The organism is Roseobacter sp. HKCCA2468 (assembly GCF_037805105.1).
Lineage (GTDB): Bacteria > Pseudomonadota > Alphaproteobacteria > Rhodobacterales > Rhodobacteraceae > M30B80.
Window position 1 is genome coordinate 564,638 of record NZ_JBBLYN010000001.1, and the last position, 21,679, is coordinate 586,316.

18 protein-coding genes are annotated in these 21,679 nt (G+C 56.3%); 12 read left to right on the forward strand and 6 right to left on the reverse strand.

Going from position 1 to position 21,679, the window contains the following annotated elements:
- Nucleotides 1-17 precede the first annotated feature (17 nt).
- The 3 genes from phoU to AAC620_RS02895 all read left to right on the forward strand — a co-directional run bounded on the left by phoU (nucleotide 18) and on the right by AAC620_RS02895 (nucleotide 2,383).
- Nucleotides 18-731 carry a phosphate signaling complex protein PhoU gene (gene phoU, locus AAC620_RS02885; RefSeq protein ID WP_340242727.1) on the forward strand — a complete coding sequence of 238 codons (714 nt, stop codon included), beginning with the start codon at nucleotides 18-20 and terminating at the stop codon, nucleotides 729-731.
- Between the two features lie 22 nt (nucleotides 732-753).
- A complete protein-coding gene (phoB, locus tag AAC620_RS02890) occupies nucleotides 754-1,440 on the forward strand; it encodes a phosphate regulon transcriptional regulator PhoB (protein WP_317654635.1) in 687 nt (228 codons plus the stop codon).
- Nucleotides 1,441-1,633: 193 nt separating this feature from the next.
- A complete protein-coding gene (locus AAC620_RS02895) occupies nucleotides 1,634-2,383 on the forward strand; it encodes an autoinducer binding domain-containing protein (protein ID WP_340242728.1) in 750 nt (249 codons plus the stop codon).
- 310 nt (nucleotides 2,384-2,693) lie between these two features.
- Here the strand turns inward: AAC620_RS02895 and tsf are convergent, their stop codons facing one another.
- Nucleotides 2,694-3,569, reverse strand: a complete 876-nt coding sequence (gene tsf, locus AAC620_RS02900; protein WP_340242729.1) for a translation elongation factor Ts — start codon at nucleotides 3,567-3,569, stop codon at nucleotides 2,694-2,696.
- Nucleotides 3,570-3,678: 109 nt separating this feature from the next.
- A complete protein-coding gene (gene rpsB, locus AAC620_RS02905) occupies nucleotides 3,679-4,470 on the reverse strand; it encodes a 30S ribosomal protein S2 (protein ID WP_340242730.1) in 792 nt (263 codons plus the stop codon).
- A 220-nt stretch (nucleotides 4,471-4,690) separates the two neighbouring features.
- Here rpsB and AAC620_RS02910 point away from each other — a divergent pair, with 220 nt between their 5' ends.
- From AAC620_RS02910 to AAC620_RS02920, 3 genes are all read left to right on the forward strand, one after another.
- Entirely contained in the window at nucleotides 4,691-5,581 is an 891-nt protein-coding gene (locus tag AAC620_RS02910) for a PfkB family carbohydrate kinase (RefSeq protein ID WP_340242731.1), read from the forward strand.
- Between the two features lie 2 nt (nucleotides 5,582-5,583).
- Nucleotides 5,584-6,495 carry a pseudouridine-5'-phosphate glycosidase gene (locus AAC620_RS02915; protein ID WP_340242732.1) on the forward strand — a complete coding sequence of 304 codons (912 nt, stop codon included), beginning with the start codon at nucleotides 5,584-5,586 and terminating at the stop codon, nucleotides 6,493-6,495.
- A gap of 94 nt (nucleotides 6,496-6,589) precedes the next feature.
- Nucleotides 6,590-7,303, forward strand: coding sequence for a DUF502 domain-containing protein (locus AAC620_RS02920; RefSeq protein WP_340242733.1), 714 nt, complete (start codon nucleotides 6,590-6,592; stop codon nucleotides 7,301-7,303).
- A gap of 62 nt (nucleotides 7,304-7,365) precedes the next feature.
- Here AAC620_RS02920 and AAC620_RS02925 read toward each other — a convergent pair whose 3' ends face one another.
- Entirely contained in the window at nucleotides 7,366-9,177 is a 1,812-nt protein-coding gene (locus AAC620_RS02925; RefSeq protein ID WP_340242734.1) for an extracellular solute-binding protein, read from the reverse strand.
- 256 nt (nucleotides 9,178-9,433) lie between these two features.
- Here AAC620_RS02925 and AAC620_RS02930 point away from each other — a divergent pair, with 256 nt between their 5' ends.
- From AAC620_RS02930 to AAC620_RS02940, 3 genes are read left to right on the forward strand one after another with little or no spacing between them, the layout of a single operon-like run.
- Complete coding sequence (locus tag AAC620_RS02930; protein ID WP_340242735.1) at nucleotides 9,434-10,219, forward strand: 3-hydroxybutyrate dehydrogenase; 786 nt, start codon at nucleotides 9,434-9,436, stop codon at nucleotides 10,217-10,219.
- Nucleotides 10,216-10,869, forward strand: a complete 654-nt coding sequence (locus tag AAC620_RS02935; protein WP_340242736.1) for a DsbA family oxidoreductase — start codon at nucleotides 10,216-10,218, stop codon at nucleotides 10,867-10,869. Before AAC620_RS02930 ends, AAC620_RS02935 begins: the two co-directional genes overlap by 4 nt.
- Nucleotides 10,866-12,077: a multidrug effflux MFS transporter gene (locus AAC620_RS02940; RefSeq protein WP_340242737.1), complete on the forward strand. Its 1,212-nt coding sequence runs from the start codon at nucleotides 10,866-10,868 to the stop codon at nucleotides 12,075-12,077. The genes AAC620_RS02935 and AAC620_RS02940 overlap by 4 nt, the downstream gene beginning before the upstream one ends.
- On the opposite strand, the gene mfd is transcribed toward AAC620_RS02940, so the two are convergent.
- On the reverse strand, nucleotides 12,074-15,529 hold the full coding sequence (mfd, locus tag AAC620_RS02945) for a transcription-repair coupling factor (protein WP_340242738.1): 3,456 nt from the start codon (nucleotides 15,527-15,529) through the stop codon (nucleotides 12,074-12,076). The two genes, AAC620_RS02940 and mfd, sit on opposite strands and share 4 nt — an antisense overlap.
- A 38-nt stretch (nucleotides 15,530-15,567) precedes the next feature.
- A complete protein-coding gene (locus AAC620_RS02950) occupies nucleotides 15,568-16,089 on the reverse strand; it encodes a hypothetical protein (protein WP_340242739.1) in 522 nt (173 codons plus the stop codon).
- A 119-nt stretch (nucleotides 16,090-16,208) separates the two neighbouring features.
- Between AAC620_RS02950 and hemB the strand changes: the two genes are divergently transcribed.
- The 3 genes from hemB to AAC620_RS02965 all read left to right on the forward strand — a co-directional run bounded on the left by hemB (nucleotide 16,209) and on the right by AAC620_RS02965 (nucleotide 20,395).
- Nucleotides 16,209-17,207 (forward strand): porphobilinogen synthase, encoded by a 999-nt coding sequence (hemB, locus tag AAC620_RS02955; protein WP_340243595.1) that lies wholly within the window; start codon nucleotides 16,209-16,211, stop codon nucleotides 17,205-17,207.
- A 114-nt stretch (nucleotides 17,208-17,321) separates the two neighbouring features.
- The gene (locus tag AAC620_RS02960) at nucleotides 17,322-17,909 is read left to right on the forward strand and encodes a lipid-binding SYLF domain-containing protein (protein WP_340242740.1); all 588 of its coding nucleotides are present in this window, start codon (nucleotides 17,322-17,324) and stop codon (nucleotides 17,907-17,909) included.
- An 11-nt stretch (nucleotides 17,910-17,920) separates the two neighbouring features.
- A complete protein-coding gene (locus tag AAC620_RS02965) occupies nucleotides 17,921-20,395 on the forward strand; it encodes a penicillin acylase family protein (protein ID WP_340242741.1) in 2,475 nt (824 codons plus the stop codon).
- Here the strand turns inward: AAC620_RS02965 and hflX are convergent.
- Entirely contained in the window at nucleotides 20,392-21,642 is a 1,251-nt protein-coding gene (hflX, locus tag AAC620_RS02970) for a GTPase HflX (protein ID WP_340243597.1), read from the reverse strand. The genes AAC620_RS02965 and hflX overlap by 4 nt on opposite strands.
- Between the last annotated feature and the right edge of the window lie 37 nt (nucleotides 21,643-21,679).

Below are 21,679 nucleotides of genomic sequence, written 5' to 3' on the forward strand. Positions count from 1 at the left end.
GGCTTGGAAGGGCTGCCATGAACACGAATGAACATATCGTTTCCTCATTTGACCGCGACCTAGAGAGCATTCAGGCGGGGATCATGAAGATGGGCGGGTTGGTCGAGGACTCGATCCATAAATCGGTCTTGGCTTTGGACACGCGCGACCCTGAACTGGCCGATCTGGTGCGGGCAGGGGACGCGGCCATTGATGCCTTGGAAACCCAAGTGAACGAGGAAGCCGCGCGCATTTTGGCCTTGCGCTCGCCTACAGCGTCCGATTTGCGCACGGTGCTTTCTGTTTTCCGCGTTTCGACCAATTTGGAACGGATTGGGGATTATTCGAAAAACATCGCCAAGCGCAGCCATGCGGTGATGGCGCAGCCCCCGATTGAGGGCGCAACTGCTTCACTGCGCCGAATGGCGCGCGAGGTGGAACTGATGCTAAAAGATGTGCTTGATGCCTATATCCAACGGGATCTGGGCTTGGCCGAAGATGTGCGCGAGCGCGATCTCGAAATTGATCAGATTTATTCTGCACTTTTCCGCGAATATCTGACCTTTATGATGGAAGATCCAAGATCAATTACGGCCTGTATGCATCTGCATTTTATGGCAAAAAACATTGAACGCATGGGGGATCATGTCACCTCGATTGCAGAGCAGGTGGTCTATCTCGTAACAGGCTCGATGCCCGAGGATATCCGCCCCAAGCAAGATGTGATCTCTGAAGCCTCTAACAAGTCGTAATCCAACAAAAAAGTAGCGTAACATGGCACATTCCCCCGTAATTTTGGTTGTCGAAGACGAACCCGCACAGCGCGAGGTTTTGGCCTATAATATCGCGGCTGAAGGGTTTGACGTGCTGACCGCCGATAGCGGTGATGAGGCATTGCTTATCGCGCGCGAAACACCGCCCGATTTGATTATCTTGGATTGGATGCTGCCCAATGTGTCAGGCATCGAAGTGTGTCGTCAGTTAAAGTCAGGCACGCAAACGGCGCGGATACCTGTGATCATGCTTTCTGCGCGATCCGAAGAGGTCGACAAAATTCGCGGCCTTGAGACGGGCGCAGATGACTATGTCACGAAACCTTATTCCTTGGCCGAACTTTTGGCCCGCACCCGCAGCCAGTTGCGCCGCACACGGCCATCTTCGGTGGGGGAGACATTGGAATATGAGGATATCAAACTCGACACCAGCGCACATCGCGCATTCCGCGGTGAAGCACAGATTAATCTTGGGCCGACTGAGTTTCGTTTGCTGACCGCCTTCATGGAACGCCCAGGTCGCGTTTGGAGCCGTGAACAATTACTCGACCGCGTCTGGGGCCGCGATATCTATGTCGACAGTCGCACAGTCGATGTTCATGTTGGCCGTCTGCGCAAGGCGCTGCGAGGCGGGGGCGAGGGTGACCCAATTCGCACTGTGCGCGGCGCTGGATACGCTCTTGGGTGATCATGGGGGCGCGAGATTTTGCGCATATCTATTTGTCCGATAATCATGATTATGTTAAATTTATAATGAGGCAGGATACAGCCTTACTTCAATAAATTTTAGCAACCACCTGATTTAAAAAATTTTTATATTATTCGCTCGACAGCCATCCCCCCGCGCAGATACATTCAATTCGCTAAACTTGGGGGTTGTTATGGTTGATGCACAAACTGCGCGTTACTTAGCCTGCGCTGATGCCGAGAGCTTGGTCAGGCTTCATCAAGAGATGCTGACGTCTTACGGCTTTCGCTGTTTCATATATGCCACCAACCCGATCGCTGCTGAATTTGGCAAGACGGGTCACGCGCATGACAATCGTATCCTGCACAACTGTCCTAAAACGTTGATTGCGGGCTATGTTGGCGAAAATCTCTATCGCGTCTGTCCTATCGTCAAATGGGCTATGTCCAACACTGGTGCAGAACCTTGGACGCATTTGTCATCAGCGCCACCTGATGGAACTGCGTTATCTCGTGCCGAGCGCGAATTATATGAGCTTTTTACGGCTCATGCGATCACAGCGGGATATACAGTTTCGCTGCCACGGCGCCACCATGCGGCAAATGCGGAATTCGGATTGATCGGCGCGGAACATATGACCCAAGAGGCGCTTATCGAGATGTGGGATGAGCACGGTGAAATTATCTTTGCCTATTGTCACCTGTTCCACCTATGCGCCACTGCACTGCCCGTCTCGCCACATTTGCGAATCCTAACGGAACGACAGCGCGAAGCGTTGGAATTGGTAATCAAGGGGCGCACCATGCGCGAGATAGCCTTTGCCATGGAGATAAATGTAACAACGGTTGAGAAACATCTACGCGGCGCACGAGATGTGCTACAGGCTGACACAACTGCGCAAGCCGCCGCTAAAGCACTGGTTTTAAATCAAATTTTTATTTGAAATTGATCGCAGAATAATTTTATTAACCAATTATTAACCTATCTCACAGTTGCGTGACCATGGTCAGCCGTGAGGAATTCCTCAGTGTCGAATGTTCTTAAATTGAATATAATAACGCTATGTGTCGCGCGGTGTCCCCCGCAGGCACATACAGGTTGTACCTAGAGCAACCTGTCAGTCCCGCGTCCCCAAATAAAAAGCGGGCTGTTGGCGGCGTCATTCATGTCCCTGAGTGACGCCGTTTTCATTTACCAAGAAAAAAGGCAGGAGTTGCCCCCTGCCCTTCATTGTTTCGCAATTTGGCGCAGACTTAGCCTTGAACGGCCTTCGCAACCTCTGCGGCGAAATCTTCTTTTTCCACCACAATGCCTTCACCAACCTCAAGGCGCACAAACCCTGTCAGCTCAACACCCGCTTCTTTCGCTGCAGCCGCGACAGTCAAGTCTGGGTTGATGACGAAGGCTTGGTTCACCAAGGTTACTTCGGAGAGGAATTTCTGCATACGGCCTTCGATCATCTTCTCGATGACGGCCTCTGGCTTGCCAGATTCACGCGCGATGTCGATTTGCACCTGACGCTCTTTTTCCACAATCGCAGGATCCAGATCATCCACAGACAAGGATGCAGGGTTCACCGCTGCAACATGCATTGCCACCTGACGGGCAAAACCCTCATCGGTGCCATTGAACGCGACAAGAACGCCGATCTTGCCCATGCCATCAGCCGCGGCGTTGTGCACATAAGACACAACCGTCTGGCCCGACAATTTTGCCATGCGGCGCAGCGCCATGTTTTCACCGATTTTCGCAATCGCATCGGTGATCACTGTTTCAACAGGCTTGCCGCCCATATCCGCAGCTTTCAACGCATCTACATCATCCACGCCAAGCGCCGCTTGCGCGATACCTGCAACCATGGATTGGAATTCAGCGTTTTTCGCAACGAAATCGGTTTCCGAGTTCACTTCAACCGCAACCGCGCTGCCGTTTGAGACTGCAACAGCAACCAAACCTTCGGCCGCAGTGCGACCAGATTTCTTGGCCGCTTTCGCCAAACCTTTGGTGCGCAACCAGTCAATCGCGGCGTCAAAATCGCCATCGGTTTCGGTCAGCGCTTTTTTTGCGTCCATCATGCCTGCGCCAGTTGCTTCGCGCAGGTCTTTTACCATTGCAGCAGTGATTGCCATGGTGAGAATCTCCTGATTTGTAAGTCAGGCGGGGATATGCCCCGCCGATATGTCACAGATATGTCAGTCGAGCGGGAAAGGCGCGCTTTCCCGCCAAACTTAGAACCCCTTAGGCAGAAGCGTCTTCTGCGGCTTCTTCAGCAGGTGCTGCTTCGGCCAAGGTTTCTTCGACAGTCTCTTCCATTGCGCCAAGATCAACGCCCGCTGCATCCATCTGCACGCTCATCCCATCAAGGGCTGCGCGCGAAATCAGATCACAGTAAAGGCTGATGGCACGCGCCGCGTCATCATTTCCAGGAATGACGTAATCCACGCCTGCGGGCGAACAGTTGCTATCAACAACCGCCACAACAGGAATGCCCAGCTTGTTGGCTTCGGCAATGGCGAGGTCTTCTTTGTTAACGTCAATCACAAAGATCAGATCAGGCAGGCCGCCCATTTCGCGGATACCGCCAAGCGAGGCTTGCAGCTTCGCCTGATCGCGTTCCATGCCAAGACGCTCTTTCTTGGTCAGGCCCTCAATACCATTTTGCATCGCTTCATCAATCTCGTTCAAACGCTTGATCGAGTTGGAAACAGTCTGCCAGTTGGTCAGCGTGCCGCCCAACCAACGGTGGTTCATGTAATACTGTGCGCAACGCTCTGCCGCCTCGGCAATGGGGCGCTGTGCCTGACGCTTGGTGCCTACGAACAAGATGCTGCCGCCTTTGGCAACAGTTTCGCGCACTGCAACCAAAGCCTGCTCAAGCAGGTCAACAGTCTGGGTCAGGTCAAGAATGTGAATCCCATTGCGGTCGCCGTAGATATACGGGGCCATGCGAGGGTTCCAACGATGGGTCTGGTGACCAAAGTGAACGCCAGCTTCCAAAAGCTGACGCAAAGAAAAATCAGGAAGCGCCATAATAGTTTCCTTTCCGGTTTGCGCCTGAGCGAGGGATCAGGGGCCGTGCCCCAACCGGTGGATCGATAAGGATGTCTCCCCTATGCGACCCGCCCTCGCCTGTGAATTGCCCTTTCGGACAGGCGCGCTTTAGGGCATTTTCCCCCTGCCCGCAAGGGCCATCTGCAACAGCACCGCTGGGGCATAGACGCAGGCCCTTAGGCGGGATAGAGACGCAGCCATGACAAAGAATAGCATTATCTGCATCGGATCGGTTCTGTGGGACGTGATTGGTCGCACAGATACGGCAATGGCCCTTGGCGATGATGTTGCGGGGCGTATTACGCGCATCCCTGGCGGGGTGGCGTTGAATATTGCCATCGGGCTTGCCGCCTATGGGATGCAGCCCGTTTTGCTGACCATGATCGGGCGTGATGCCGAAGGCGCGGATTTGCTGGCCTTTTGCGAAAAGCGCGGCATGAATTGCGACCACATTTTTCGCAGCTCTGAATGGCCGACCGACCACTACATGGCGATTGAGGCGCAAGGCCAAGTGATGGCTGCCATCGCCGATGCACATGGCCTTGAGGCCGCAGGCGCGCAGATTTTAGCCCCCCTAGAGCATGGCCCCTTGGGGGATGCCGCGGCCCCCTATCAAGGCGTAATGGCGCTTGATGGCAATTTGACCGAAGCGCTTTTGGCTTATATCGCGGATGCCCCTGCCTTTCAGGCGGCGGATTTACGCATTGCGCCCGCATCACCCGGCAAGGCCACGCGTCTTTGCCCGCTTTTGCATCACCCAATGGCAAGCCTTTATGTCAATCGCCGTGAGGCCTGTTTGATCGCAGGGCAAGCGCCTGACCTCTCGGCCACAGAAGCCGCAGATGCGCTGATCACGGCGGGGGCTGCGCGCGTGATCGTGACCGATGGTGCGGGCCTGACTGTAGACGCCAAGGCGGGTGCCGAAACAGTGACGGGCACGCCACCACAGGTCACCGCCGCCCGCGCGACAGGTGCAGGGGATCGGTTCATGGCCGCCCATATCGCCGCCGAAACCGGTGGTGCATCGCGTGAAGAAGCGCAAATTTTTGCACTCAACGAAGCCGCCGCTTATGTGGCGGGAAAGGATTAAGCATGCTTCCCCTCACCATCGCCCCGGATGTTGCACATGCCCTAAAGACAGGCGGCGCTGTGGTTGCCCTTGAAAGCACCATCATCACCCATGGCATGCCCTACCCCGCCAATTTTGAAACCGCACAGGCCGTTGAGGCCGAAATTCGAGATCAGGGCGCGGTGCCTGCCACAATCGCCGTGGTTCAGGGGGAAATTAAAATTGGGCTTTCCGAGACACAGTTGCGCAACCTTGCGCAGGTCACGGGGGCCGCGAAACTTTCGCGGGCTGATTTGGCGGCGGCGCTTGTTCTTGGCCAGACAGGTGGCACTACAGTGGCCGCAACCATGATCTGCGCCCATCTTGCGGGCATTCGCGTGTTTGCTACGGGGGGCATTGGGGGCGTGCATCGCGGGGCGGAGCACAGTTTTGACATCTCTGCCGATTTGCCAGAACTGGCCGAAACGGCTGTGACGGTGGTCTGTGCGGGGGCAAAGGCCATTCTGGATTTGCCCAAAACATTTGAAACGCTCGAAACATTGGGCGTGCCTGTCATTGCCTATGGCCAAGAGATGATCCCTGCCTTTTGGTCACGCGACAGTGGCATTCGCGCGCCCCTGCAAATAAACAGCCCCCAAGAGATCGCCCGCGCCCATCTGATGCGCAGGACATTGGGGCTGAAGGGTGGGCAATTGGTTACAAACCCAATCCCTCAGGCGGATGAAATCGCCGCCGAAACTCTTGCGCCTGTGATCGAAAATGCGGTGCGCAAGGCCGATGCACAGAACATCACGGCAAAGGCACTGACCCCGTTTCTTCTCGCTGAAATTCTAGAGGCCACCCAAGGGGCAAGCCTTGCAGCCAATATTGCCCTGATCCGTAACAATGCCCGCCTTGGCGCCCAGATTGCGCTGGCCATGGCAATGGAACCCTGACGACCCCGCCGCCCCTTGCCTCTTGTAAGGTTAACGAAACCCCCTTACATCTGATCGAGACAGGTTTAACGGTTCCCCAACGCGCCCCCGCATCATGCAATTGCCCGAAAATCCCAAACCCCCACGCCGCGGCATCTTGGCCGCCCTACGCAATAATTTCTTTACAGGCGTGGTGGTCATTGCCCCGATTGCGGTGACCATTTGGTTGGTCTGGACGCTGATCGGATGGATCGACAGTTGGGTTTTGCCCTTTATTCCAGGCCGCTATAACCCGCTGCTTTTGATCCAACACTATACGGGCCTTCAGGTTGATATTCGCGGCCTTGGCGTGGCGACCTTCCTCGTTTTTGCGGTGATTGTTGGCTGGATTGCCAAGGGCCTCATTGGCCGCTCGCTGATCCGTTGGGCCGAAAGTTTGGTTTTGTCGATCCCGCTTGTGCGCTCTGTCTATTCAGGGCTGAAACAAATTGTCGAAACTGTTTTGGCACAAGGTGAGCAGAATTTTGACCGCGCCTGCATGGTCGAATATCCGCGCAAAGGTATCTGGGCCATCGCCTTTGTCTCAACCAAGGCCAAAGGCGAAGTGGCCGAAAAGCTTGGCGATGATCTGATTTCCGTGTTTTTGCCCACCACACCAAATCCGACATCGGGCTTTTTGCTGTTTGTGCCTCGCAAGGACACGATTGAACTGGATATGACTGTCGAGGACGCAGCAAAGCTGATCATTTCCGCGGGGCTTGTCTACCCTAATGGCAAGGATGCGAAAAAGGCGGTCGAGGCTATGGCCGCGTCCAAGACCGCGAAATAGCCCCGTGACCGCATCGGCCTAAATCCCAATAAAAAGGGCGGCCCTTCGACCGCCCTTTTTCTTTATTGCGGCTCTACCCACCAGACATCGGGCTGCCATCCGATCCAATCGCCATAAATCGGGATGTAGTCGGGGAATTTCAGCTCGACATTATGCGCCAAGCGGCTGATTGGCGAATACCAAAATGGGATTACATAACGCTCGCTCATCAGCACGCGATCCAAGGCGTGGACAGCCGCGCGGTAATCCTCTTGGCTTGCCGAGGTCAACATTTGGTCAATCATCGCCTCAATCGCAGGATGGCAGGCCCCCATCAAATTACGTGATCCTGTGGTTTCCGCCAAATCACAGCCCCAATAAAGCCGCTGCTCATTGCCCGGGCTTAGCGACAGACCACGGGTGATATCGGTCATATCAAAGTCGAAATTATCAATCCGTTCGCGATATTGCGCGCTGTCAACAGTGGTGACTGTGGGAACAATCCCAAGCCGTACCAAAGCCTCGACATAGATATTCACGATGGATTGCATATCGGTCGACCCTTGGGAGAGCAGAATATCAAACGTAAAAGGCGCCCCTTCGGGCGTCTGCATCACCCCGTTTTCAACGCGATATCCTGCCTCCTCAAGCAGGGCCATTGCGCGGCGAATTCCTGCGCGATTAGCCTCGGTGCCATCGGTTTGTGGCAGGGCATAGCCCTCAAGCGCCCCTTGCAGCAAATCCGCCTCAAACGGCGCAAGGAACTCGGCCACACGGCCCGTGGCCGCCCCATCGCGCATCCCCAAGGGCGAGTTCGAGAAATAGGAGGTAATCCGCGGCTCGACCCCGCCATTCAAGGTGAGATTGATATATTCGAAATTAAAGGCTTGGATCATCGCCTCGCGGACGCGCCAATCGGAAAAGGCCGCGCGGCGCGTGTTCATCACCAACCCATTCATTCCAGAGGGGCGCTGGTGCGGCACTTCGGAAAGAATAACCTCGCCCGATTGCACACGGGGGAATTGATAGTTTTCAGCCCAATTTGCCGCGTTTGTTTCGCGCATTGTCGTCACGATACCCGCTTTGAACGCCTCAAACATCGCATTGCCATCTGCAAAGAATTCCAAGCGGATTTCATCAATCACATTGGTGCCACGGCGCACGGGCAAGTCCGCCCCCCAATAATCAGGATTGCGGCGTAAGGACACAAAACGCCCCGCCTCGAAATCATCAACCACATAAGGGGCCGAAGCGATGGGGATCACATCCAAACCTGAGGCTTGAAAATCTTGCCCGTCCCATTGCGCCTTTTTCAAAATGGGGCGCAGGCCCATGATCAGCGCCATTTCACGATCAGCTTCCTTGAACATGATCCGCAAGCGGCGCTCATCAAGCTCCTCGATTGTGTCGACATTCTGCCACGCATTCAGATAGCGCGGATGCCCTTCAGTGCCCAAAGTCTCGTATGACCAAATCACATCTTCCATTGTGACAGGGCTATTATCCGAGAATCGCGCCGCAGGGTTAAGCGTGAACTCAACCCAAAACCCCGCAGGATCAACCTCAACCGATTCGGCCAACAGGCCGTAAAGCGTGAACGGTTCGTCCCAAGAGCGGATCAAAAGCGATTCATATGCCAAGAACCGCAATTGCCATGGCGTGCTGCCCAAACGGATATGCGGGTTGAGGCTGTCAAAGCCCCCAACCTCGCCTGTCACGATCCGCCCGCCTGTCGGCGCATCTGGATTTGCATAGGGCAAATGCACAAAATCTGGTGGGAGGGCAGGCTCGCCATACATAGCGATGCCATGTTGCGGTTCGGCATGTGCGGTTGACACAGCGACAATCGCGGCCCCCACCCATACCCCAAAACGTCTGAAACAAACTCGTGCCATTTTGATAACAATCCCCGTTTTCTTCTTAATTATAGGAACAATGCTAGGGGCTTGGCGCAAGAAGCGCAAACTTTTCTCTTGGAACTCTACCGCAAACATGGTTATACATAAGGCACTGCTCGATAGGTTTCTTGCCTGTATGAAACCTGCCTCAATAACTTGCGCCGGCCTTGTGCCGGCGTTTTTTTTGGGGTTTTCTCTGCGGCAGCGGGTCTAGGCCCCCTCCCCCATATTCGAGCCGCAGGAGATTCTTACCATGGCATTACAGACTGATCTTTCAGGAAAAACCGCTGTTATCACGGGTTCAAACTCGGGGATTGGGCTGGGCGTGGCTGAGATACTGGCGCAGGCGGGCGCGGATGTTGTTCTCAATTCCTTTACAGACCGCCCCGAAGACCATGATCTGGCGGCTGATTTAGGCAAACGTCATGGCATCAGCGCGCGCTATATCGCGGCAGATATGTCGAAGCCCGATCAATGCCGCGCCCTGATTGAGGCGGCAGGGCGATGTGATATTCTTGTGAACAATGCGGGCATTCAACATGTCGCCCCGATTGAGGGCTTCGCGCCCGAAAAATGGGACGCGATCATCGCGATCAATCTCTCCTCCGCGTTTCATACCACGGCTGTGGTGCTGCCGATGATGCGCAAGGCGGGTTGGGGGCGCGTGGTCAATATTGCCTCGGCGCATGGATTGACCGCCTCGCCCTATAAATCGGCCTATGTGGCGGCAAAGCACGGGGTCGTTGGCCTGACCAAGGTGACCGCCCTTGAAACCGCCGAAGACCCCATCACAGCAAACGCCATTTGCCCGGGCTATGTCTTGACCCCGTTGGTCGAAGCGCAAATCCCCGATCAAATGAAAACGCATAATATGAGCCGTGACCAAGTTGTGCGGGATGTGATGTTGGCCCGCCAACCTTCCAAAGAATTCGCCACAGTCGAACAATTGGGCGGCACAGTTGCGTTTCTGTGCAGCGCCGCCGCCGATCAGATCACAGGAACAACCGTGTCCGTTGATGGCGGCTGGACAGCCCTATGAGCATCAAACTCGACATCCTATCCGATCCGATTTGCCCGTGGTGCTATATTGGTTGGACAAACCTTGCCCGCGCAATGGAACAGCGCGCAGACCACCCCTTTGTGGTCGAATGGCATCCGTTCCAATTGAACCCCGATATGCCGCCCCAAGGGATGGATCGTGCCACCTATCTTGAGACAAAATTCGGCGGGCGGGCCAATGCCGCCTCCGCCTATGCCCCCGTTCTGGAACATGCCGAAAAAGCGGGTTTATCGATAGATTTTGCGGCCATCCCCCGCACGCCCAATACATTAAACGCGCACCGCCTCATCCATTGGGCGGGGCTAGAGGGGCGCCAAACCGCGGCTGCGGTGGCAATTTTCAAGGCCTATTTCATCAGCCACCGCGATATCGGTGCCGCAGATGTTCTAGAGGGTATCGCAAGCGAGATCGGTCTTGACCGCGCAATGATCGCGCGCCTCTTAGCGGGTGATGTGGATCAGGCCGACATTACCGCACGCGACCAACATGCCCGCACCCGTGGGGTGACGGGGGTGCCCTGTTTTATTATCGCCAATCAACACGTTGTTACCGGCGCACAGCCTAGCGATTTCTGGCTCAATGTGATTGATGAGCTGAACCAACAAGTCCAAGAAACGGCCCCCGAATGACCCCTGCCTCAAAATCCCCCTCAAAGCTTGAATTTACGGCAATGATGGGGATGCTCTTTGCAACCATCGCTTTTTCGATGGATGCAATGCTGCCTGCCCTGCCCCAAATCGCGGCCGAGCTTTCGCCAGATGACATCAACCGCGCGCAATTGATCCTGACCTCATTTATCTTTGGCATGGGGATTGGAATTTTCATCGCTGGCCCAATTTCAGACGCTTTGGGACGCAAGCCCGTGATTTATCTCGGCGCAGGGTTCTACGCGCTTGGGGCGATCTTGGCCCATTATGCCCCCTCTCTCGAGCTTGTTTTGGCGGCGCGCGTTTTGCAGGGCATTGGTGCCGCAGGCCCCCGTGTTGTGACCTTGGCAATGGTGCGCGACCTTTATCAGGGCCGCGCGATGGCGCAGATTGTGTCCTATGCCATGTTGGTTTTCACCATTTTCCCCGCCATCGCCCCGTTAATCGGTGCGGCGATTATCGCGGGCTTTGGCTGGCGGGCGATCTTTGTGGCGTTTTTGGTCTTTATCCTTTTATCAGTCTCATGGCTGGGTCTGCGGCAACCCGAAACCCTACCGCCCGAGCGGCGGCAAAAGCCAAATCTTGCCGCCCTCAAATCCGCCATTTCGACCGCCCTTGGAATGCGCCAAATGCAGCTTTCCATTCTTGTGCAAACCTGCATCTTCGGGGCGCTGTTTGGGGTGATTTCCTCCATTCAGCAGGTGTTTGACCTCAGCTTTGGACGCGGCGCTGAATTTCCATTCTGGTTTTGTGCGATTGCATTGATGGCTGCCCCTTCAGGGCCAATCAACGGCAAAATGGTTATGCGATTTGGTATGCGCGCTATGGTGCGAGGCACGTTATTTGTGGTGCTGTTCAACAGCAGCATCGCGCTATTGGCCTTTGGCCTGATCTTTGAGGCGGGGCAAGGCTTTGCGCTTTATATTGCATGGACTTTGACAATCTTTGCCGCTGCAGCCTTTACCTTGGGCAATCTGAACGCCCTCGCGCTAGAGTCTTTGGGCCATATCGCGGGCACGGCCAGTTCGGTGATGGGCGCCATCGCAACCATCGGCGGCGCGGTTCTGGGGGCGATTGTGGGCCAGTTTTTTGACGGCACGCCCCTGCCCCTGATCTCATTCGCGCTGATCTTTGCCGCAATCGCCGTGGGGCTGATGCAAATGATGCCAAAATCCGAACAGGCAGGCTAGCCCTTCGCCTGTTCGGCCAGATCGCGGGCAATTGCGAAGGCCCCTTTGATCTTATCGGCATCCTTGGCCCAGTCACGGCGAATGACGATTTTATTATCTTTGATCTTAGCCAGCCCGCGCTGATTTTCGACAAAGGCAACAAGGCCCGCAGGGTTTGGGAATTTGTCATTGTGGAATTGCAAAGTCGCCCCTTTGGGCCCTGCATCCATCTTGGCGATATGGGCGCGTTTGCACATAGCCTTGATCCGCATGACCAAAAGCAGCGTGTTCACTTCGCGCGGCAGCGGGCCGAAGCGGTCAATCATCTCGGCGGCAAACCCTTCGAGATCGACCTTGCTTTCCAATTGCGACAGGCGGCGATAGAGGCCAAGCCGCACATCCAAATCGGGGATATAGGCCTCGGGGATCATGACGGGCACGCCCAAATTGATCTGCGGCGACCATTGCCCGTCACTTACGGTGCTTTCCGCCGCACCAGAGCGGATGGCGGCAATCGCCTCCTCCAACATGGATTGATACAGCTCGAACCCCACCTCGCGGACATGGCCCGATTGCTCCTCACCCACGATATTGCCTGCCCCGCGAATATCGAGGTCTTGGGATGCAATGGTGAAGCCTGCGCCAAGACTGTCGAGGCTGCCCAACACCCTGAGGCGTTTTTCAGCGGCGGGGGTCAATTTCCCGCGGGGCTTGGTCGTGAAATAGGCGTAAGCGCGGGTTTTCGCGCGTCCAACACGGCCCCTGATCTGATACAACTGCGCCAGACCGAACATATCCGCGCGGTGAATGACCATCGTATTGGCGGTCGGGATATCAATCCCCGATTCAATGATCGTTGTGGCAAGCAGAACATCGTATTTGCCATCGTAAAATGCATTCATGCGATCATCGAGATCACCTGCGGCCATCTGGCCATGCGCCACCACGAAACTGACCTCTGGCACATGATCCCGCAGGAAGGTTTCAATCTCGGGCAAGTCTTCAATGCGCGGCACAACATAAAAGGACTGACCACCGCGATAATGTTCGCGCAACAGCGCCTCGCGGATGGTGGCCGCGTCAAATTCGCTGACATAAGACCGAATAGCCAACCGATCAACTGGCGGCGTTCCAATCAGGCTAAGGTCACGCACACCAGAAAGCGACATCTGCAATGTGCGCGGAATAGGCGTGGCCGATAGGGTCAGCACATGAACCTCAGAGCGGAATTCTTTGAGCCGCTCTTTGTGGTTCACGCCAAAGCGTTGCTCTTCATCAATCACCAAAAGCCCAAGATTGGCAAAGCGCACCCCTTTGGCCAAGAGCGCGTGGGTGCCGATGACAATATCAACCGTCCCATCCGCCAACCCTGCGCGGGTTTCTGCGGCTTCTTTCGCAGACACAAAGCGAGACAATTGCGCAACTTTAAGCGGGAAGCCACGAAACCGCTCGGCAAAGGTGCGGGCGTGTTGACGCGCAAGCAATGTCGTGGGGGCGATCACCGCCACCTGCAGGCCAGAGGCCGCCGCGATAAAGGCCGCGCGCATGGCGACTTCGGTTTTGCCAAACCCAACATCGCCAACGATCAAACGATCCATGGGGCGGCCACGGGCCAAATCTTCCACCACATCCGCGATGGCAGACAGCTGATCCTCGGTTTCCTCATAGGGGAAGCGGGCGCAGAAATTCTCCCACATGTCATCAGGCGTGCCCAAAATCGGCGCTTGGCGCAATTCGCGTTCGGCGGCGATACGGATCAACTTATCCGCGATCAGGCGGATGCGCTCTTTCATCCGCGCCTTTTTCGCCTGCCATGCGCCACCGCCAAGTTTATCAAGCAGACCCTCATCATGGCCATAGCGACTGAGAAGTTCGATATTCTCAACGGGCAAGAACAGACGATCCCCGCCCGCATATTCAAGGGCCAAACATTCATGCGGGGCGCCCGCGGCGGTGATGGTTTCAAGCCCCTTAAACCGCCCGATGCCGTGATCAACATGCACCACCAAATCACCCGCTGACAGGCTTTGCGCCTCGGTCAGGTAATTCTCGGCACGTTTGGTTTTACGGCGCGGACGGATCAGGCGGTCGCCCAACACATCTTGCTCTGAGATCACCGCCAGATTGGGGGCGGTAAACCCCTCCTCAAGCGGCCAGATCACGCAGGAGATGCTGCCTTTGGGCAGATCAGGCGTGAAATGTTCGAGCTTGACCAAACCAGACAAGCCTTGATCGGTCAAAATCTGCATCAGGCGTTGCCGCGCCCCTTCTGACCAAGAGGCCAAAATCACCGCGCGCGATTGGCGCATATCGCGGATATGATCGCAAAGCGCCTCAAATATATTGATATTCTCTTGCTGCCGTTCAGGCGCGAAATTGCGCCCGACACGCCCACCTGCATCAATCACATTCGGGCCCGTGGCGGCAGGCAGCGGTGAGAAATGCAAAACCCGATGCGGCGCCAAGGCGGCAGCAAACCGCGTCTCGTCAAGATAGAGCAAGCCAGGCGGCACAGGTTTATAGACACTGTCCAAGCGGCCCTTTTGCGTCAATGCCGTTTTGCGCGTGTCATATTGGTCGCTGATCGTCTCCCATCGTGCGGCGTGCTGCGGCACGGTCTGGTCATCCATCGTGACCACGGCATCGGGCAGATAATCAAACAAAGTCTCAAGCTTGGGGTGAAAATAGGGCAGCCAATGTTCCACGCCTTGATATTTGCGCCCCGCACTGACCGCCTCATAGAGCGGATCATCATTTCCCGCAGCCCCAAATTCGATGCGGTAATTCTGTCGAAACCGCGTGATTGCGGCCTCGTCCATCACAACCTCGGAGACGGGCGAAAGCGATAAATGGGTCAGGGTTTCAAGACTGCGCTGCGTGACAGGGTCAAAACTGCGCAGCCCATCAAGAACATCGCCAAAAAGGTCAAGCCGATAGGGTTGCGGTGTTCCCGCAGGCCAAATGTCAATAATCCCGCCGCGCAGGGCATAATCCCCCGCCTCGGTCACAGTGGGGGTTTGCGTGAACCCCATGCGCACCAAAAAGGCGCGCAAGGCGTCTTCGTCTATGCGCTGGCCCACTGTGGCGTGAAAGGCCGCCTCGCGCAGCAAATCGCGCGGGGGCAAAAATTGCGTGGCCGCATTAAGCGTGGTTAAAACAACCGCTGGCCCAACCCCGCCCTGCACCAACCGCGCCAAGGTCGCCATGCGCCGCGCTGAAATCTCGGCATTGGGGGAGATGCGATCATAGGGCAGACAGTCCCAGCCGGGAAAGCGCAGAAGGGTCAGGTCAGGGGCAAAGAATTGCAGCGCAGCGGCAATGCTTTCAGCACGTTTGTCATCACGCGCAATATGCAGCACCATTGCCTCATCAGACCCCGCGCGCTCTAATTCGCGCAGGATCATCTGCGCGTCATATCCTTCGGGCACGCCAGAGGCGCGAATATGGGCGGGTTGGGGTTTTGCGTGTGACATGGAAGCGTCAGGTAAAGGGGCAGCCCCGCGTGTCAAGATCAAAGCGGTGATTGCGGGACACGTTGAAGGAAAAACACGCCCCAAATCGCCGTGAAAAAAATCAACACGCTGCCAAAGAATTGCAAACGGCGGCGATGGCGCATCAATGCGCGGATCTGATCCTGTGGCGGGATCTGCGGCCAAGCCTGCGCCAAACGATTGCGCAAATAGCCGACACCTACGGCGGGCATGACAAGAAAGAACACCGACTGCGCCAAAGGACTGTCATAATAAAAGCCAAGCGCAGCCAGAAACCCCAAGATCAGCCCTAAAAGCGTCACCAAGATTGGCCCAAGCTGTGCATCGAGGCCGCGCAAATCACGCGCGGTGATCTCGGCCAATTGCAGCGCATCGCTTCGCGCGGTTTCATCCCCCAATTCGGCACGGCGGATCATAGCAAAGGGCACACCAAGCGTGGTTTGTGTCCAATGTGACCACAAAAGCGCAAACAACACCCAATACCACACCGCCTCAAAAGCGGAGAAATCCAAAACCGTGATGATATGATCGAGAAACTGCACTGATTTTCTTGGCCCTATTTTCGCACCCCACCCCCTTCTACGCGGCAATTATGGCCTTTTCTAGCCTTGAGAAATCTCCTGTGACCTGTCAGAAATTTGAGACAGATAGGATCAAGGAGATCAGCGTGACCCAAGCCCCGTTTCCCCTCGCCCGTCATCGCCGCACCCGCGCAAGCGCCGCTTTGCGCAATCTGACCCGCGAGGTGGAATTAAGCGTCAATGATCTCATTTGGCCCGTGTTTTTGCGCGATGGCGAAGGGGTTTGCGAACCTGTCGCCTCCATGCCTGGGGTCAATCGTTTGTCGCTTGATCTGGTGGTCAAAGCCGCGCAGGAGGCCGAGGCGCTTGGCATTCCCGCGATCTGCCTGTTCCCCTACACGGATCCCTTGCTGAAAACCGAGGACTGCGCCGAGGCGTGGAACCCTAAAAACCTGACCAATCGCGCGATTGCCGCGATTAAAAAGACCGCCCCCAATATTGCGGTTATGACCGATATTGCCCTCGATCCTTATAATATCAACGGGCATGACGGCTATGTGCGCGATGGTCAAATCATCAATGACGAAACCATTGAGGCATTGGTGAAAATGGCATTGGCGCAGGCCGAGGCAGGCGCAGATATCTTGGGGCCATCGGATATGATGGATGGCCGCATCCGCGCCATTCGCAGCGCGCTTGAAGGGGCAAACCACCGCAATGTGACAATTATGTCCTACGCCGCCAAATTCGCCTCAAGCTATTACGGGCCATTTCGTGATGCGGTAGGTGCGTCTGGTGCGCTGAAAGGTGATAAAAAAACCTATCAAATTGATCCCGCCAATCGCAACGAGGCCTTGGCCTGCGTTGAGCGCGATTTGATGGAAGGGGCGGATATGGTTATGGTGAAACCAGGCCAACCCTATCTGGACATTGCGCGCGCGGTCAAAGACCGCTTTGGCGCGCCGACCTATGCCTATCAGGTTTCAGGCGAATACGCGATGATCGAGGCCGCCGCGGCGAACGGGTGGATAGACGGCGAAAAAGTCATGCTTGAAAGCCTGATGTGTTTCCGCCGCGCGGGCTGTGATGGTGTGTTGACCTATTTCGCCCCAAGGGTTGCGGCCATCCTACAGGGCTAGGCAAAAACACCTCAAACCTGCGTCAATTGATAAAATTGCGCCGCTTTGCTCATGACAAACCACGCGCAACCCCGTAAAAGATGGGCAGAGACATTACAGGGAATGAGGTCACATATGAGCAGTGAAACAAAACAATCTCATTCGCCCCAAATTCTGACCCGCCGCAATTTCGTGCTTGGCGGGACAGCGGTGCCGTTCTTGGCGGCCTGCGGCAATGGGGTGAATTCGCAAGCCTCGCAGCGTCTGGATGCACGCGTGGACAGCGCGCAGGAATTCATGTTCCAAGAAGTTCCAGGAACAGAAGAACTGGCCTATAACGCGGCGGGTGTTCTGATCATGCCATTGGTCACCGAGGCTGGCTTTGGCTTTGGCGCATCTTATGGGCGCGGCGCATTGCGTATCAATGGCGCAACGGTTGATTATTACAACGCAATCAGCGGATCTTTCGGATTTCAGATCGGCGCGCAGCAATATGCACATGCGCTGTTTTTCATGACCGAAGAGGCGCTCAGCTCGTTCCGTGGCTCGCCGGGTTGGGCGGTTGGTGCCGATGTGCGCTATGCCTTTAACGCAAGCGGTGCATCTTTAGGCATCGACAGCAACACCCTGACAAATCCCGTGATTGCGGTCGTGTTTGGTCAGGCGGGGCTGATTGCGGGCGCCACGCTTGAAGGCACGCGCTACTCGCGCATCATCCCGTAACTGACAGGGCAATGGGGTCGCTGCTGCGTTGGTTTGTGCGGATCACCTCAGTGGTGATCTTTGTGGTCGTGGTTGCAACCACGATTGCCTATTGGTTTGCCGCGCGATCCCTGCCCCAATATAACGCCACATGGCGCATGGCAGGCTTGGAAAACGGCGCAGAGATTGTGCGCGCCCAAGGGGCAATCCCGCATATTTTTGGGACGACTGACCAAGATGTGTTCTACGGCCTTGGCGTTGCGCATGCGCAAGACAGGCTGTGGCAGATGTTGGTTTTGCGCCGCACGGCACAAGGCCGCCTTTCTGAAATATTCGGAGGTCGCAGCCTGCGCAGCGATGACCTCATGCGCCGCCTTGATCTCGAGGCCTATGCAGAAGCATCCTATGCCAATTACTCGGCCGCCGCCCGCAACGATCTCGAGGCCTATGCCGCAGGGGTCAATGGGTGGTTGGATCAAATCGCGCGCGAGGCCTTAGGGCGTGGGGCGCCCGAATTGTTCTTGTTCGAGCCCGATATCGCCCCATGGCGGCCGCAAGACAGTATCGCAATCTCAATGTTGATGGCCCTCACCTTGAGTGACCAAGCGCAAAGCGATGTCTTACGGGCCCGCGCGATTTTGGCCCTAGATCGCCCTGAACGCATTCGTGATTTGCTGCCCGATGCCCCGGGTGCGGGCATTGCGGCGCTGCCGCAATATGCAAGCCTATTCAACGCAGATCCCAGTGATTTTGCTGAAATCACAACCACGCCCCGCATTGAGGACCCGCTCTATCCTGTGGCGCCCCGCGGCCTTGCGGGGGCGTCCAACGCATGGGCCGCAGCCCCGTTTCGCGCGACAAGCGGCGCGACCCTTCTGGCCAATGATCCCCATTTGGGTTTAAGCGCCCCATCGATTTGGTATCTGGCGCGGCTTGAACTGGCTTCAGGCGGGGTGATTGGGGCGACCATTCCTGGTATGCCCATCGTGGCCGTTGGGCGGTCTGATCGTTTGGCATGGGGCATGACCTCGGCCTATATCGATGATATGGATCTCTTCGTTGAAGAACTTGATCCAAACGATCCCACGCTTTACCGCGCGGGGGCGGAGTTTATCCCCTTTGAGACGCGCCAAGAAATCATTCAGGTCGCAGATAGTGCGCCTGTAACCATCACTCTGCGCAACAGCCGAAATGGCCCTGTCATCCCTGCGACCCATTGGGAATTGGGCACGGTCACGCCTGAAAACCATGTCATGGCTTTGGCATGGACGGCGCTCAACCCCCGCAATACCAGTTTGCAAGCGGGGCTTGCCTTGATGCGTGCGCAATCCGTGGATGCAGCCATTCGCGCCACGCGCGCTCATATCGCGCCCTCGCAAAACCTGACCTTGGCCGATAGTGCAGACAATATTGCGCTGCAGGTCATTGGCCGCCAACCCCGCCGCAATCCCGAGATGATTGGTCAGGGGCGCATCCCTGCGCAAGGATGGCTTGACCAGAACCGATGGCGCGGCATGATGCCCGCTGAGGCCAATCCAAGCTTTGTGAACCCAGAGGGCGGCATCGTTGGCAACACCAATAACAAAACGATAGATCGTGCCTTTCCAGATCATTTGAGCTATAATTGGGGCGATACGCAACGCGTGTTGCGCTGGCAGCGGTTGATGCAAATGCGCGAAGTGCATACGCGCGATAGTTTCATCGAAGCGCAGCTTGATCCCGTCTCTGCAGCGGCTGTGAATATTCTACCTTTGGTTGGGGCGGAGTTGTGGTTCACAAGCACAACCGCCCCCGAAGGCACGCCCGAGCGGATGCGCGCCCGCGCCTTGGAGCGTTTGGCGGATTGGGACGGCAATATGAACGAGCATATGCCCGAGCCTTTGATCTACATCGCGTGGATGCGCGCGCTGCAACAGCGGCTGATCCGTGACGATATCGGCCCCTTGGCAGATCAATTTTACGCGGTTGAGCCAATTTTTATCGAGCGCGTGTTCCGAAACATCGATGGCGCAGCGGTTTGGTGTGATCTGCGAACGACATCGCGCGTTGAGACCTGCCCTGAAATCGCAGAGGCCGCGCTTGACGATGCCTTGCTTGAATTGCGCGAGACATATGGCGCGAATTTGGACAGTTGGCGGTGGGGCGCGGCACATGAGGCGGTGCATCGCCATCCCGTCTTGGGCCAAACCGATCTTTTTTCGTGGATTGTAAACATCCGCCAATCCACATCGGGCGGGCCGCATAGCCTGATGCGCGGGGCTATTTCATGGGAGGGGGATGCGCCCTATGAAAATCGTCACGCGGCAGGCTATCGCGGGGTGTATGACTTTGCCGATCTCGACAGCAGTGTCTTTGTCATTTCCACGGGCCAATCGGGGCACCCGTTGAGCCGTCATTATGATGACTTATCCGAATTGTGGCGGCGCGGCGAATACCTTCCCATGAGCCTTGACCCAACCCTTGCACGGGCAGGAAACCTTGGGATCACAACCTTGATCCCGCGCTAAAGCTTTGAAAACCGCGCACTTTGGGTGGCAGTCCATTCGACTGTGAAATGCTGGCCCTGATCATCAACCCGCTCTTCGCGCACCACGCCCTGCTCAAACAGCCATGCGCGCGCGCGGCCTGCGGAATGGGGCAGATGCAGGGTTTCGGTGATCTTTGGCGGGGCCAGTTGCGCGGCGATCATGCGGTGCAGGTGATCTACCCCCTCGCCTGTCAATGCCGACATTGCGACAACATCAGTGCGCCGCGCGGCTAACACGCGCGAACTGTCCTGCGCCTCAGGGCTAAGTCGGTCGATCTTATTCCATACTTCGATCTGCGGCACATCCTTGGACACCCCCAATTGCTCAAGGATCAAATGCACTTCGGCCGCCTGTTCCTCGGTTTGCGGGTGCGAAATGTCGCGCATATGCAAAATAAGATCCGCGTCCAAAACCTCCTCCAAGGTGGCACGAAAGGCCGCCACCAATTGGGTCGGCAAATCCGAGATAAAGCCAACCGTATCGGACAAGATCACCTCTGACCCATCAGCCAAATGAATGGCGCGCATGGTCGGATCAAGCGTGGCAAAAAGCATATCTTGCGCCAAAACATCCGCGCCGGTTGCGCGATTGAACAGCGTGGATTTCCCCGCATTGGTATATCCCACCAAGGCCACAACGGGATAAGGCACTTTGGCGCGCGCCGCGCGATGCAAAGATCGGGTTTTGACCACCTTTTCCAATTGCCGCTTCAGGCGCACCATTTGCGCGTCAATGGCACGGCGGTCTGCCTCAATTTGGGTTTCGCCAGGGCCGCCCACGAACCCCAAACCACCCCGCTGACGTTCAAGATGCGTCCATGCACGCACAAGGCGGGTGCGCTGATAGGATAGGGCCGCCAAGTCGACCTGCAACACCCCCTCGCGGGTGGCGGCGCGGGCTGCAAAAATCTCAAGGATCAGGCCTGTGCGATCCAGCAGCTTAACCCCCCAATCCTTTTCCAAATTGCGCTGCTGCACGGGCGTAACGGCGCCATTGATCAAGACAAGACCCACATCATGGTCTTTGATCTGATCTTTCAACTCCGCCAATTTGCCCGTGCCAAACAAACGCCCCGGCTTGGCCGCAGGCAGACGCACCACCTGAGACAGGGCCACCTCAAGATCAGGCAGCGCCATGGCAAGTGACACCGCCTCCTCAAGGGCTGCGGTGGGTTCGGGACGGTTTTTATCGCTCAGGATGTCAGGGTGGAGAACAAAGGCGCGCATATCCGCGCCCTTGGTCAGACCTTCATCACGGCCCTTA